Raw genomic sequence first — 15,086 nt, 5'->3', positions numbered from 1 at the left:
TTCAAACTCATAGCAATAAACGGAGAAAACTCTATGAAATCAAAAAACTTTAAGCTATCTCCTTCGGGTAGGCTTGCTGCATCTTTAGCGATTATTTTCGTATCACTAAATGCATATGCTGGCGGTATTGTTCCTGATGCGGGCAATCAAGGACCAAATGTTTCATCAGTTAATGGTGGTACTCAAGTCATTAATATCGTTACACCAAATAACGAAGGTATCTCTCATAACCAATATCAAGACTTTAATGTAGGTAAACCAGGCGCTGTTTTTAACAACGCTTTAGAGGCTGGACAATCACAACTTGCTGGACAGCTAAATGCTAACAGTAACTTAAATGGACAAGCAGCTTCTTTGATTTTAAACGAAGTTGTTAGTCGTAACCCTTCATTCTTATTAGGTCAGCAAGAAGTTTTTGGTATAGCTGCTGAATATGTACTTTCTAACCCAAATGGTATTACCTGTGATGGATGCGGTTTTATCAATACCAGTCGCTCTTCTTTGGTTGTAGGTAATCCACTGTTTGAAAATGGTGAATTAAAAGGTTATAGCACGCTTAATAATACAAATTTACTTTCTATTGGTAAAAATGGATTACATGCCCCTAGTCTTTTAGATTTAATTGCACCTCGCATTGATAGCCGAGGTAAAATAACCGCAGCTGAGATTTCTGCATTAACAGGTCAAAATACGTTCTCTCAACGTTTTGATATTCTTTCATCACAAAAACCCACGTCTGCTTTAGATAGTTATTTCTTTGGAAGTATGCAATCTGGTCGTATCCGTATTATTAATACCGCAGAAGGGAGTGGGGTTAAATTAACAGGTAAATTTGTTGCTGATAACGAATTAAGTGTTAGAGCGGATAATATTCAAACGGATAGCCAAGTTCGTTATGACAGTTACGACAAAGATGGTAGTGAAAACTATCAAAATTACCGTGGCGGTATTGCTGTTAATAACAGTGGTTCTAGCCAGACTCTGACAAAAACAGAGTTAAAAGGTAAAAATATCACTTTGGTCGCTGATAATAAAAACCAAATCAAAGCCTCTGATTTAATGGGTGATGATATTTTATTACAAGGTGCACATTTAACAGTTGATGGCAAACAGTTACAGCAAAAAGAGACAGATACTGACAATCGTTGGTTCTATTCTTGGCAATATGATGTCACTAAAGAAAAAGAACTAGTACAACAAGTTGGTAGCCATATTGATGCCAAAAATAGTGCAACATTAACGGCAACCAAAGGTGATGTAACACTTGAAGGTTCCAAAGTTAATGCAGGTAACACACTAGCAATTAATGCCAATAAAGATATCAATATCAATGGGTTGATTGAGAAAGAAAGTCGCAGTGAAAATGGCTATAAACGTAATCATACCTCTCGTTTAGAGACAGGTAGCTGGAACAATAGTCATCAAACAGAAACTTTAAAAGCGAGTGAATTGACCGCAGGTAAAACGCTGGGATTAAATGCTGAAGGTTCTGTTACTACTCAAGGTGCAAACTTACATTCCAATGAAAATGTTGTCATTAATGCTAAAGAGAATATCAATCTTAATGTGCAAAATACCAACAATGATAAAACCGTCACCGACAATCATGTTGTTTGGGGTGGTATCGGCGGGGGTAATAATAAGAACAATAACAACAAACAAGAAGTCAGCCATTCAACACAATTAACGGCCGATGGACAACTGTTACTTGCAGCAGATAACAGTGTCAAAGTCACAGGTAGCCAAGTCAAAGGCAGCCAAGGTGCTTTTGTTAAAACGACTCAAGGTGATGTTGTTATTGATAATGCGATTAGCGAAACCATCACTAAAACAGATGAACGTACAGGCACTGCATTTAACATCACTAAAAATTCCCACAAGAATGAAACTAATCAACAGCATTCAACTGGTAGTGAATTGGTTTCTGATGCAACGTTAACTGTGGTCAGTGGCAAAGATGTTAATGTAATTGGTAGCTTAATAAAAAGTGCCAACGAGTTAGGTATTGAGTCTTTAGGTGACATCAACGTTAAATCTGCACAACAAACCACAAAAATCAATGATGAAAAAACATCATTAGAGATCACCGGTCACGCTAAAGAAGTTGAAGACAAACAATATAGCGCAGGTTTTCATATTACTCATACATCCAATAAAAATAATAGCACTGAAACTGAACAAGTAGGATCTGCTATTAGTGGTAGTAGTGTTAAAGTTCAAGCGGATAAAGATGTCACTTTTGCCGGCTCTGATTTAAAAACAACCGCAGGTAATGCCACTGTCTCTGGTGACAATGTTGCTTTTGTTTCAACAGAAAACAAAAAAGAAACAGAGAGTACAGATAGAACCATTTCAGGTGGTTTTAGCTATACTGGTGGTGTTGATAAAATCGGTAGTAAAGCTGATTTCCAGTATGACAAACAACATACAACAACTGAGATCACCAAAAATAAAGGTAGCGAAACTCAAGTTGCAGGTGATTTAACCATTACTGCAAACAATGATGTGACGCATCAAGGTGCATCACACAAAGTTGACGGTGCATATAAAGAATCAGGTGAAAATATCAATCACCTTGCTGCAAATGATAGTGCAACATCGAAAACAGATACCTTAAACATCGGTGTCGATGTGGGTGTTAATCTTGATTACAGTGGTGTAACTCAACCAATTAAGAAAGCTGTAGAAGGCGGAATTGATACCACAAAACCAGAGAATAATACGGATTTAGATAAAAAAATCACCGCTAAAGATGCCATTAGTAATCTTGCTAATTTAAGTAACTTAGAATCACCTAATGTAGGTGTTGAGGTTGGTATCAAAGGTGGCGGTAGCCAGAAATCACAAAGCGATAGCCAAGCGGTTTCAACATCAATTACTGCGGGTAAAATTAATACTGACAGTAATAAAACGTTACATGACCAAGGTACGCATTATCAATCGACTCAAGGTGATATTGCACTAACGGCTAACACTCACCGCAGTGAAGCGGCACAAAATAAACACCAAGAGTCCTTCCATGAAACAACGGGGGGTGGTCAAGTTGGAGTCAGCACAAAAACTGGCAACGACATTACTGTTGCAATTAAAGGTGAAGGTAAAACCTCTGATACAAGTCTAACCACAACAAAAGCTAATGGTAGCCAATTTAACTCCACCGGCAATATCAATATTAATGTACATGAAGATGCACATTATGAAGGCACTAAGTTTGATGCACAAGATGGTAAAACTGTCATTAATGCTGGCGGGGATCTAACGCTTGCACAAGCAACAGATACTCATTCTGAAAATCAACATAATGTAAATGGCAGTGCAAACCTGAAAGTAGGTACAACACCAGACAGTAAAGATTATGGTGGTGGCTTTAACGCAGGTGGTGCAAATCATCAAAAAGATCAGACAACAGCGAAAGCTGGTTCAGTAAATGGCTCTCAAGGTATTGAGTTAAATTCAGGTCATAATCTGAGTTTACAAGGAACTCATTTAACCAGTGAAAATGATGTTGTTCTGACTGCAACTAATAAAGTTGATTTCCAAGCAGCAGAATCTCAACGTACTGAAACAGGTAAGAACTTATCCGGTGGATTACAAGCGGGATTCGGTCAAAAAACGGAAGATAAATCATCTTCTATCAATGGGTTAGGTGGCGCTGAGTTTGCTATTGGTAAACAAGATGAGAAAACAGTCTCTCGTGACGGTGGAACCATTGCTAATCAAGGCAATTTAACCATTAACGGTAGCTCAGTTAATCTTCAAGGGACTAAAGTTAATAGCAAAGATACGCAATTAACTTCTCAATCTGGTGACACCACACTGACATCAGCACAATCCACGGATTACAAAAATAATTGGGGTACAGATATCTCTTTAAATGGCAAACAAACTAATACGACGCCAAAAGAAGTGACTGAAGAAAACCCAACGACCTCTATCCATGATATTGGTGGCAAAGTTTTAGTCAACGTTGAAGATCAACAGAAATCCACACACCAAAATGCTTCAGTAAAAACTGGCTCACTAGCAATAAATAGTGACAAAAATCTCGATCTTTCTGGTGCAAATGTTTCTGCAGATAATATAACGGGTAATGTGGGCGGTGACTTTACCGTAACAAGTCAAAAAGACAGCGATCGTCACGTTAATGTTGATGTAAATATTGGTTACAACCACAACAATGATCCTAAATCTAGCCAAGTTAATAAAACAGCCGAAGCAGGTGGATCACTATTAGAAGACACTATCAAAGAAACTATTGATTCAGGTATTAAATCTGCAACTGATGTTATCTCTGATAAATACAATTCACTTTCTTCCACTATCGCAGATAAAACCGGTATCAGTGGAGAAACAAAAGCTAAAATTGATAAAGGCGTTGGTACTGTAGGCAATAGTATCAAAAATATCGTAACAGGCGCTGAAGGCCATACGGCGAACGCGGATATTAAAGTTTCTCATATTGATAATGATGCGGTTAACCAAACCACAACCTTAACAAGCAAAAATGATATTTCATTGAATGTAAATGGTACAACCAAACTGACAGGTTCTGAAATTAAAAGTGAGCAAGGTCAGGTTGATTTAGGCGGTAGCAACGTTCAATTAAACAATATTGAAGGCCATCAATATGAAGCAGGCGCAGATCTTGATCTGAAATCATCTGCGGTTGATTTAGTGAAACAACTTGCAGGTGGTGACCTATCATTAAAATCACCTGTTAAAGTTAATGAAACAGTAAATACAAAATCGTCTATTTCTGAAAAATAATAGCCTCCCATAAAAGAGTAATGCCTATTCTTTTGTAAACCAAACCCGCTTATTATCACAATAAGCGGGTTTTATAGATCAATTTCAAAATGAAAAACAGAATACGTTCTGTAAAACAAAAAAGACCCACTTATGACTAAGTGGATCTTTTTAATCGGTGCATTACACACTTGTTATCAGGATAAATAAATTAACCTAACTGACCATGACAATGCTTAAATTTCTTACCTGATCCACAAGGGCATGGTTCATTACGACCAACTTTTTTACCTGCAGCAACTTGACCATCTACTGCTGACATTTGAGACTCTTTTGTCACTTCATGGCTTAATTGTTGCTGTTTAGCTAAACGCTCTGCTTCTTCACGACGACGGCGTTCTAACTCTTCAACTTCTTCAGGTAAACGAACTTGTACTTTGCTTAATGTGCTAATCACTTCATATTTCAGTGATTCTAACATATTAGCAAACATAGCGAACGATTCACGTTTGTACTCTTGTTTTGGATCTTTTTGTGCGTAACCACGTAAATGGATACCTTGACGTAAATAATCCATTGCTGCTAAGTGCTCTTTCCACAGTGAATCCAGCGTTTGTAACATCACGCCTTTTTCAAAGTTACGCATCATTTCAGCACTGACGATCTCTTCTTTCGCTTTATAGACTTCAATAGATTTTTCTAAAATACGCTCACGTAATGTTTCTTCGTGTAATTCAGGCTCTTTATCTAACCACTCTTTGATTGGTAGATTTAAATCAAAGTCTTTTTGTAGACATGCCGTTAAACCTTCAATATCCCACATTTCTTCCAGTGATTGAGGTGGAATATAGTTATCAATCATTGAAGTGAAGACATCTTGACGAATGCTATCGATAGTTTCGCTTACATCTGCAACATCCAATAATTCATTACGCTGAGTATAAATTGCACGACGTTGGTCATTGGCCACATCATCATATTCGAGTAGTTGTTTACGAATATCAAAGTTGCGGTTTTCTACTTTACGCTGTGCGTTTGCAATTGCTTTGGTTACCCATGGGTGCTCAATCGCTTCTGTTTCATTCATACCTAATTTACGCATCATGCCAGACACTTTATCTGAAGCAAAAATACGCATTAGGGAGTCTTCCATAGATAAATAGAAACGAGATGAACCTTCATCCCCTTGACGCCCCGCACGTCCACGTAACTGGTTATCAATACGACGAGATTCGTGACGTTCAGTACCAATAATATGTAAACCACCTGATGCTAATACTGCATCATGGCGCTCTTTCCATTTAGCTTTGATTTCTTCGATTTGCTCTTCAGTTGGCTCTTCAAGTTTAGCTACTTCAGTTTGCCAACTCCCTCCTAACACGATATCAGTACCACGACCCGCCATGTTAGTTGCGATAGTTACCGCTGAAGGTAAACCTGCATTAGCAATAATATCCGCTTCCATTGCGTGGAATTTCGCATTCAGCACGTTATGGTGAACATTCGCTTTAGTCAGTGCTTTAGAAATCTCTTCTGATTTTTCAATTGAAATAGTACCGACAAGAACAGGTTGACCATTTTTAGTACGTTCACGAATATCTTCAATAATGGCCGCAAATTTACCTTGCTCATTCATATAAACTAAGTCAGGGAGATCTTTACGCACCATTGGACGGTTAGTTGGGATAACAATTGTTTCTAAGCGATAGATAGAGTTAAATTCAAACGCTTCAGTGTCCGCAGTACCCGTCATCCCTGCTAATTTTTCGTATAAGCGGAAATAGTTTTGGAATGTGATTGACGCTAATGTCTGGTTCTCATTTTGGATCTTCACACCTTCTTTAGCTTCAACTGCTTGGTGTAAACCATCAGACCAACGACGGCCTTGCATTGTACGACCCGTATGTTCGTCAACAATGATCACTTCGCCATCTTTAACGATGTAGTCAACATCTTTAGTAAACAGTGCATGAGCACGCAATGCGGCTGTCACATGGTGCATGAGCATAATATTAGCTGGTGAGTATAAAGACTCCCCTTCTTTCATCATACCTGCATCTGCTAATAACCCTTCGATTTTAACCAGGCCGCGTTCAGTGATATTCACTTGACGTGTTTTTTCATCAACAGAATAATCACCTTCACCTTGGAAAGTATCTGAATCTTCTTTTTCTTGAGGAATCAAGTGAGGGATCACTTTATTCATTTGGATATAAAGTTCAGAACTGTCTTCTGCTGGACCTGATATGATCAGTGGTGTACGTGCTTCATCGATTAAGATTGAGTCAACCTCATCCACTAATGCATAGTGTAATTTACGTTGAACACGCTCTTGAGGACTAAATGCCATGTTGTCACGTAGGTAGTCGAAACCGAATTCATTGTTCGTACCATAAGTAATATCAGCATTATAAGCTTCACGTTTTACTGGTGGCGCCATATTTGGCAAGTTGATACCGACGCTTAAACCTAAGAATTCAAACAGAGGACGGTTATTTTCGGCGTCACGCTGTGCCAGATAGTCATTGACGGTAACAACGTGAACCCCTTTACCTGATAGTGCATTTAAGTATGCAGGTAATGTTGCAGTTAATGTTTTACCTTCACCTGTACGCATTTCTGCGATACAACGCTCATTTAGAACCATACCACCAATTAACTGCACATCGAAATGGCGCATACCAAAGACGCGCTTACTTGCTTCACGAACAGTGGCAAATGCTTCAGGTAAAATATCTTCTTCTTTTTCACCGTTTTTTAAACGCTCACGAAATTCATTTGTTTTTGCTTTTAGTTCAACGTCAGTCAGTTTTTCAAACTCAGGCTCTAGTTTATTAATTTCATTAACAACTTTTCGCATACGACGGATTGTACGATCATTACGACTACCAAAAATTTTGGTTACAATTTTACCTAACATAAATCTTTATTCTCATTTATGGCGTGAAACGCCGAAAAAAGCCTCTGTATCTATATAAACAGAGATAATCATAATCTTATTAGATTAAGTGACCCAATTAAGCTGTTAGGTAAGGCCCTGCACGAATACCGCGGATTTGTGCAAGCCATAAGCCGGTATGATAGGAATTTGTATTCTGTACTAAAACATAGCCAGAAAGAGGAAGGTTACTTAATGCAGATGATGGAGTCTCTGTTAATAAGGCATACAGCGTATCAAGCATAACCGCTGCAACATTAGAAACAGGTAACGGTTCATCTTTGGCTTTCACCATCAATTCCGGCGAATTAATGGTGAATGCAAAAGAGAGCTGTTTAATTACATTTTTTACAGCGTGTTGTTGCCAGTAATTAAAGGTGAATGATGATGCAGGATTCTGTACACTTTGGCGTAAGAATAAGTTATCAAACGCAATAAGCGCCTGACTTTGACGGTTTTGAGATGAAGGGGTATCAGTTTGCTGTGGATTCTCGGCATGAGCAGACAACAGCGAAGGTATTCCAATACCTGCTGCTACCATCCCTAAAAGCAGATGCGACCAAAAATATCGCCTGCCAAACTGTCGCCAAAAACTTATAATGCTCATTAACCTTCGTTGCTCATTAATCTTTATTTTGTGGAGTCAAAATCTATGCGGGATAGTTACCCACAATCATTGGAAAAAATCTTCATTGAACTTGAAGGTTCCAACAAGAGTACATTACAACTTATACAACAGCGTGCAACGATTTTACTAAAATTAAATCGCGCCGTCATGGCTCTTTTACCTATTCCTTTACGAGATAAATGCCGTGTCGCCAATTACCGCAATGCTATTTTAATTATTGAAGTTGCAAACGCAAGTTGGTTAACTCGCTTACGTTATGAAAGCCCTTCATTACTTTCCGCATTGAGACAAGAAATTTTACCATCCTTATCTTCAATAGACATCAAAATAAATCCTTCTTTAGGCATAAAACCAGAAAAAAGATCTTTAATATCATCATTAAAAGAGCAAGAGCCGACCAAAAGACGTCACTTAAGTTTAGAAAGCGCGCAATCATTAAAGTATTTAGCAGAGAAAAGCCCGAAGAAATTAAGAGAGAAATTAGAACGGTTGGCTGCACTTGCCGGAGAGAGTACAAGTACAGCCAAAGATGAACATTAATTAGAGATAATTAATGTGCTTTCCTTCACAGGAATTAAGCAAAGACCATTGAGGGAGCTTTGAAGGCTACTGGCATTTGCGCTTCGTCTTCAAATGTAACAAATTCCCATGCAGATTCTTTTGCTAATACAGCTTGAAGCAATTTATTGTTTAGTGCGTGACCTGATTTAAACGCGGTGAATTCACCGATAATGTTATAGCCACACATAAATAAATCACCGATTGCATCCAACATTTTGTGACGAACGAACTCATCTTCAAAACGCAGACCATCATCGTTGAGAACTCGATAGTCATCAACTACGATTGCACAATCGAAGCTTCCGCCTAAACACAATCCTTTAGATTGTAAATATTCGATATCACGCATAAATCCAAAAGTACGAGCACGGCTAATTTGGCTCATAAAAGATTCAGCGGAGAAATCTAATTTATAACGCTGTGTACTTGAATCAATGGCTGGGTGATTAAAATCGATAGTAAAATCTAGTTTAAACCCATTGTATGGGCGCATTTCTGCCCATTTATCACCATCTTCTACACGTACAGTTTCTTTGATGCGAATGAATTTCTTCGCCGTACGAAGTTCTTCGATACCTGCATCAAGTAACAAGAAAACAAAAGGTGCCGCACTTCCATCCATAATTGGGATTTCAGGTGCATTCACTTCAATTACAATATTATCAATGCCTAAACCAGCCAGTGCTGCGTTTAAATGCTCAACGGTTGATATACGCACATCGTCTTCGTTAACTAAGCAAGTACATAACATAGTGTCACGAACTGATTTTGCGTCTGCTGGAAAATCCACCGGTGGATTTAAGTCAGTACGACGGTAGATGACCCCAGTGTTTGCTGGCGCCGGACGCATTGTAAGCGTAACTTTTTTACCCGTGTGAAGTCCCACACCAGTTGCTTGTACAATTCGTTTTAATGTCCGTTGTTTGATCATCATTTTATCTCGCAATGTTATCCGTCCTACCAATCATTATACTTATAATTGGCAGGACAGTTTAGCACAAAAAGCGGAGATGCCAATCTTTTTGGCGATTAATCAGCCTGTTTTCTCAAGAACGCAGGGATATCTAAATAATCCGGTTCTTTGTTTGACTGAGTAGATTGTTCGTTAACGGCTTTAGCAGCAGGCTTACTTTCTTCTACGGAAGAGAAAGAAGACATGCTGTTTTGCATTTGCTGGTAACGATTCTCCATTGCGCTTTGCTGATTCTGTTTATTAGTTACCAAGGTAATTTCTGGACGTTTATCCATGCCAATACCTGTTGCAACAACAGTAACACGCAATTCATCATTCATTTCTGGGTCAAGGGATGTACCGATAACCACAGTCGCATTATCTGATGCAAATGCACGAATGGTATTACCCACTGTTTCAAATTCATCAAGACGTAAATCAAAACCTGCTGTGATGTTGACTAATACACCACGTGCGCCAGATAAGTCGATATCTTCCAATAATGGGCTTGAAATCGCCATCTCTGCGGCTTCTTCAGCACGATCTTCACCTTTCGCAGCACCCGAGCCCATCATGGCATAACCCATTTCAGACATCACAGTTCTTACGTCAGCAAAGTCAACGTTCATTAAACCAGGGCGAGTAATTAGCTCAGCGATACCTTGAACGGCGCCTTTTAATACATCATTAGCTGCGCCGAACGCATCTAATAATGAAATTCCACGACCAAGTACTTTTAATAATTTGTCATTTGGAATAGTGATTAATGAGTCAACGTGTTTTGATAACTCAGTAATACCTTGCTCAGCAAATGCCATGCGTTTTTTGCCTTCAAAATTAAAAGGCTTAGTCACCACAGCAACCGTCAAAATACCTAATTCTTTAGCCACTTCTGCAACAACAGGCGCAGCACCAGTACCAGTACCACCGCCCATACCCGCTGCGATAAAGACCATATCGGCACCTTCAAGTGCTGCACGCAACCCTTCGCGATCTTCCTCAGCAGCATTACGGCCTACTTCAGGATTTGCACCTGCACCTAAGCCTTTCGTAATGGCATTACCAATTTGAATAGTCTGTCCGACCGCTGTTTTACGTAGCGCTTGAGCATCCGTATTGACTGCAAAGAAATCTACGCCTTCAATACGTTCACGAACCATGTGCTCAACCGCATTACCGCCGCCGCCACCAACGCCGATGACTTTGATCACCGCATCGTTGGTTAATTCCATAGGTTCAAACATAATTTCTCTCCGTTTTGTGCCTTCTCAGGGTCGCTTGCTCAAACGACCTCTTTTAAAATTTGTCTGATTATTAAAACTCTCTTTTTAGCCAACCAGTAAGTTTTTTAAATAAACCACTGACAGCAGAGCGTTTCTCGGTTTCAGTTTCCTCACCAAAGTGAGACTCTTTACCGTAATGCAAAAGCCCAACCGCTGTTGAATAGTAGGGATCCTGCGCATAATCTGTTAGCCCGGTAATATTTAACGGTTTACCGATCCGTACTTGCGTGTGGAAAACACGTTGAGCACATTCAACAAGTCCATCAATCTGTGCAGCACCACCTGTTAGCACAATACCTGCGGCTAAATGATGCTTAATCCCTTGCTGGCGTAACTGTTCTTGAACTTTTAAAATCTCTTCATTAACAAGATTGAGCAGTTCGGTATAACGAGGCTCAATCACCTCAGCAAGAGTTTGTCGTTGCAGACTTCTTGGTGGTCTACCTCCGACACTTGGAACTTCGACATTCTCATCTTTACCAACTAAAGAACCTAATGCACAGCCATGGCGAACTTTGATAGCTTCAGCATCATTTGGCGGAGTGCCAAACGCATAGGCGATATCACTGGTTACAACATTGCCTGCATAAGGAATAACGCGGGTATGTCTTAATGCGCCACCGGTATAAATAGCGATATCCATCGTACCGCCACCAATATCAACAACACATACACCTAATTCACGTTCATCTTCTGTTAATACAGCGAAACTTGAAGCGAGTCCTGCAAAAATCAGCTGATCCACCTTTAACCCACAGCGTTCAACTGCTTTTACAATATTCTTTGCCATATCGTTATGGCAGGTAATTAAATGAACTTTAGCCTGCATACGCACGCCCGATAATCCAACTGGGTTCTTGATCCCTTCTTGATAATCAATGGCATACTCTTGCGGTATAACGTGTAAAACACGGTGTTCATCTTTTACTTTGACTGATTTCGCGGTATGAACCACGCTATCAACATCATCTTGAGTCACTTCTTCTTCTGAGATTGGCACCATACCAATCTCATTTTGGCAACTGATGTGTTTGCCTGATAACGCCAAATACACTGAAGATATTTGACAGTCAGCCATCAACTCAGCCTGATCTACCGCCCGTTGCACACATTTTACGACAGATTCGAGATCATTAACGCCACCTTTATCCATGCCCCGAGATGGACAACTTCCCACCCCGATAATATTCACTACACCATCAGGCAGGATCTCACCGACAAGGGTGGCTACTTTGGCCGTACCAATCTCAAGACCAACTACTAATTTTCTGTCCGTCGCTTTGATCATTATTGTTCTGCCTTCGCCGTCATCGTGTCATCTGCCACGTCTTGTTTATTCATTCTCAAGTAATAAAGGAGCCCATCCGACTGCACCACCGCTGTCATAACGCAGATCTACGTAATCAACACGTTTATCTGTTTGTTGTTGCAGTATCGGATACAACTCAATAAAGCGAGCGATCCGTTTTTCGTTATCCTTACGTCCTAACTCCAATCGAACATCATTGTCTAAAACTAATTGCCATCCTTGACGGGCAGACATTGACGCTGCTTTTAAATGCAGGTTATTTGCAAGAAGCTGATCTCTCATTGCTATATAACCTGATAACACCATTTTTTCACTTCCTTGAGGGCCGTATAACAAAGGATAGCTTCCTTTGTTTTCCAACTGAGTTGGCAGACTGAAAACGCGCCCTTCTTTATCAAGAAAGTAAGTATCATTCCAGCGGGTAAAGGGAACATATTCTACCAGATGGATTTTAAGTTCATCAGGCCACTGTTTACGAACAGTGACTAGCCTAATCCATGGCATACGTTCAATTTTTTGCTGAATGATATTCACATCCTGTGTCATAAATGTGCCCGGCTGTCCTAAAGATAAAATGGCCTGACGCACATCATCATTCGTTGTGTAATGCCGTTCACCCGTTAATACAAGTTTTGAAATTGGTAGACGGTCTGCGTCTTTCATCCAATTAACCACTTGTATCCCACCCCAAACGATGGTGGCAATCACACATAAGAAAAAGATTAATCCTGATAAATAAGTACCATTACTCGGTCTGTCAGAATGTTGCTTCTCTTTGTGTTCTTTTATATTTAGCGCTGCTTGTGACATATTAACCCACTAACTCCTGAGCAACGTTTAAACAAGAGAATCGCCCATCCTTTTGTCCGATATTCCAGCGATTAATATTTTTCCCACATATATATACTTTATGAACACTTTTAGGTTTGATAATTAAATCACTAAATTGTTCAATCTGTTGAGAATTATTTACTTTAAAAGAAGAAATTGCGAATTTTTCTTCGTTTTTCTTACTTTTTAACTGAAATTTCTTCTCAACACAGATTTGAGCAAGCGAATTCTCGATCATTTTTTTCGCTAATATCGTGTTATTTTCCTCATAACACACCATCATTACAGCGACTTTATGGACTGTTTCACTATAAATGATGTTCACTTGCTCAAACATCCGCCTTAATCCTCGCTGAAAGATGGCTGTAATTTCGTATCGGCTAAGCGACGCGCTATTTTACCAATATTTCCAGCACCTTGAACTAACACAAGATCATTATCTGTTAATACACCCGCTAATATTGACGAAATATTCGACACATCAGAAACCCATATAGGATCTAGCTTTCCACGTTGGCGAATGGTCCGACAAAGTGAGCGACTATCAGCCCCTGCAATAGGTGCTTCTCCTGCAGAATAAACATCTGTTAATAATAAAATATCAACCTGATTGAGAACAGTGGCAAAGTCTTCATATAAATCACGAGTACGTGTATAGCGATGAGGTTGGAAAATCATCACTAGACGTTTATCTGGCCATCCTGCTCTCGCGGCTTTAATCGTTGCATCAACTTCTGTTGGATGATGACCATAATCATCCACTAGCATCACTTCACCTTCTTGACCATTAACATGCTCAAGCCCATAGTTACCCAAGAAGTCAAAACGACGTCCAGTCCCTTGGAAGTTAAGTAATGCGGCTAAAATATCTTCGTCAGCAATACCTTCTTCTGTTGCTACAGCGACCGCAGCTGTCGCATTCAATGCGTTATGGCGACCAGGTGCATTTAATACAACGTGTAAATCTGGCATACCTTCACGAGAAATCGTGAAAAAGCCCTGAGCACCTTTTTGTTCATAATGCGTAATACGAACATCAGCATCTTCACTAAAGCCATAAGTCGTAATATAGCGACCCACTTTAGGAATAATCGAACGAATGACATCGTCATCCAGACACATCACTGCACGACCATAGAACGGTAGATTGTGCAAAAAGGTAATAAATGTCTCTTTTAGATTGTCAAAATTACCGTGATATGTGTCCATATGGTCTGCTTCGATATTGGTAACGACCGCAACCATAGGTTGTAAATGTAAAAACGATGCATCGCTTTCATCAGCTTCAGCAATTAAATAACGACTGCAACCTAAACGAGCATGTGTGCCAGCCGATTTAACAAGCCCACCATTAACAAAAGTAGGATCTAAACCTGCCTGCGCATAAATATTTGAAATCATTGCTGTTGTTGTGGTTTTACCATGTGTTCCGGCAATCGCTACACCATGACGATAACGCATTAATTCAGCCAACATTTCAGCACGACGAATAACGGGGATACGTGCTTCTCTTGCGGCAATAATCTCAGGGTTTTCAGCACTGATTGCTGTCGAAACCACAACAACACTTGCGCCACGAATATTTTCAGGGCGATGATTAAAATAGACTGTCGCGCCTAAGGCAACGAGCTGTTGTGTGACAACGTTTGGAGCTAAATCAGAACCGCTGATTTCATAGCCTTCGTTAGCCAACACTTCGGCAATTCCCCCCATACCCGCACCACCGATGCCGATAAAGTGAATATGCTTAACTTTTCTCATTTCAGGCACAAACGATCTTAATTTTGCCAGTTGTTGTGTATTCACTATTTACTTCTTCACTCTAAGTTAATGGTTAC

At 39.7% G+C, this 15,086-nt stretch carries 10 protein-coding genes; 2 read left to right on the top strand and 8 right to left on the bottom strand.

Annotated features, from left to right (window positions below; translation table 11 throughout):
- Positions 1 to 33: 33 nt before the first annotated feature.
- Complete coding sequence (hpmA, locus tag QSH13_RS05150; protein ID WP_286038895.1) at positions 34 to 4,767, top strand: calcium-independent hemolysin HpmA; 4,734 nt, start codon at positions 34 to 36, stop codon at positions 4,765 to 4,767.
- 190 nt (positions 4,768 to 4,957) lie between these two features.
- Here hpmA and secA read toward each other — a convergent pair whose 3' ends face one another.
- Together secA and secM are read right to left on the bottom strand one after the other, a co-directional pair.
- A complete protein-coding gene (secA, locus tag QSH13_RS05145) occupies positions 4,958 to 7,666 on the bottom strand; it encodes a preprotein translocase subunit SecA (RefSeq protein ID WP_109396901.1) in 2,709 nt (902 codons plus the stop codon).
- Between the two features lie 97 nt (positions 7,667 to 7,763).
- Positions 7,764 to 8,291 carry a secA translation cis-regulator SecM gene (secM, locus tag QSH13_RS05140; protein ID WP_109396902.1) on the bottom strand — a complete coding sequence of 176 codons (528 nt, stop codon included), beginning with the start codon at positions 8,289 to 8,291 and terminating at the stop codon, positions 7,764 to 7,766.
- Positions 8,292 to 8,336: 45 nt separating this feature from the next.
- On the opposite strand from secM, the gene QSH13_RS05135 reads away from it, so the two are divergent.
- Positions 8,337 to 8,852: a DUF721 domain-containing protein gene (locus tag QSH13_RS05135; RefSeq protein WP_109396903.1), complete on the top strand. Its 516-nt coding sequence runs from the start codon at positions 8,337 to 8,339 to the stop codon at positions 8,850 to 8,852.
- A 34-nt stretch (positions 8,853 to 8,886) separates the two neighbouring features.
- Here QSH13_RS05135 and lpxC read toward each other — a convergent pair whose 3' ends face one another.
- From lpxC to murC, 6 genes are all read right to left on the bottom strand, one after another.
- Positions 8,887 to 9,804 carry a UDP-3-O-acyl-N-acetylglucosamine deacetylase gene (lpxC, locus tag QSH13_RS05130; RefSeq protein WP_072063495.1) on the bottom strand — a complete coding sequence of 306 codons (918 nt, stop codon included), beginning with the start codon at positions 9,802 to 9,804 and terminating at the stop codon, positions 8,887 to 8,889.
- A 98-nt stretch (positions 9,805 to 9,902) separates the two neighbouring features.
- Positions 9,903 to 11,069: a cell division protein FtsZ gene (ftsZ, locus tag QSH13_RS05125; protein ID WP_072063378.1), complete on the bottom strand. Its 1,167-nt coding sequence runs from the start codon at positions 11,067 to 11,069 to the stop codon at positions 9,903 to 9,905.
- 70 nt (positions 11,070 to 11,139) lie between these two features.
- A complete protein-coding gene (gene ftsA / locus QSH13_RS05120; RefSeq protein WP_006533748.1) occupies positions 11,140 to 12,396 on the bottom strand; it encodes a cell division protein FtsA in 1,257 nt (418 codons plus the stop codon).
- Positions 12,397 to 12,441: 45 nt separating this feature from the next.
- Positions 12,442 to 13,227: a cell division protein FtsQ gene (gene ftsQ / locus QSH13_RS05115; RefSeq protein WP_109406621.1), complete on the bottom strand. Its 786-nt coding sequence runs from the start codon at positions 13,225 to 13,227 to the stop codon at positions 12,442 to 12,444.
- 1 nt (position 13,228) lies between these two features.
- Positions 13,229 to 13,585 (bottom strand): hypothetical protein, encoded by a 357-nt coding sequence (locus QSH13_RS05110; protein ID WP_109396905.1) that lies wholly within the window; start codon positions 13,583 to 13,585, stop codon positions 13,229 to 13,231.
- Positions 13,586 to 13,590: 5 nt separating this feature from the next.
- Complete coding sequence (murC, locus tag QSH13_RS05105) at positions 13,591 to 15,054, bottom strand: UDP-N-acetylmuramate--L-alanine ligase (RefSeq protein WP_109396906.1); 1,464 nt, start codon at positions 15,052 to 15,054, stop codon at positions 13,591 to 13,593.
- Positions 15,055 to 15,086: the final 32 nt, after the last annotated feature.

The sequence above is a fragment of the Proteus faecis genome, assembly GCF_030286765.1.
In the GTDB taxonomy this organism is placed as follows: domain Bacteria; phylum Pseudomonadota; class Gammaproteobacteria; order Enterobacterales; family Enterobacteriaceae; genus Proteus; species Proteus faecis.
The sequence above is the reverse complement of the archived record's forward strand: the minus strand, read 5'-3'. Positions and strand labels throughout refer to the sequence as shown.

What these genes read in the sequence shown, in the direction of transcription:
- lpxC (WP_072063495.1), bottom strand. Translation starts at nt 9,804, where the DNA reads ATGATCAAACAACGGACATTAAAACGAATTGTACAAGCAACTGGTGTG.
- secM (WP_109396902.1), bottom strand. Translation starts at nt 8,291, where the DNA reads ATGAGCATTATAAGTTTTTGGCGACAGTTTGGCAGGCGATATTTTTGG.
- secA (WP_109396901.1), bottom strand. Translation starts at nt 7,666, where the DNA reads ATGTTAGGTAAAATTGTAACCAAAATTTTTGGTAGTCGTAATGATCGT.
- QSH13_RS05135 (WP_109396903.1), top strand. Translation starts at nt 8,337, where the DNA reads ATGCGGGATAGTTACCCACAATCATTGGAAAAAATCTTCATTGAACTT.
- hpmA (WP_286038895.1), top strand. Translation starts at nt 34, where the DNA reads ATGAAATCAAAAAACTTTAAGCTATCTCCTTCGGGTAGGCTTGCTGCA.
- ftsZ (WP_072063378.1), bottom strand. Translation starts at nt 11,069, where the DNA reads ATGTTTGAACCTATGGAATTAACCAACGATGCGGTGATCAAAGTCATC.
- ftsA (WP_006533748.1), bottom strand. Translation starts at nt 12,396, where the DNA reads ATGATCAAAGCGACGGACAGAAAATTAGTAGTTGGTCTTGAGATTGGT.
- QSH13_RS05110 (WP_109396905.1), bottom strand. Translation starts at nt 13,585, where the DNA reads ATGTTTGAGCAAGTGAACATCATTTATAGTGAAACAGTCCATAAAGTC.
- ftsQ (WP_109406621.1), bottom strand. Translation starts at nt 13,227, where the DNA reads ATGTCACAAGCAGCGCTAAATATAAAAGAACACAAAGAGAAGCAACAT.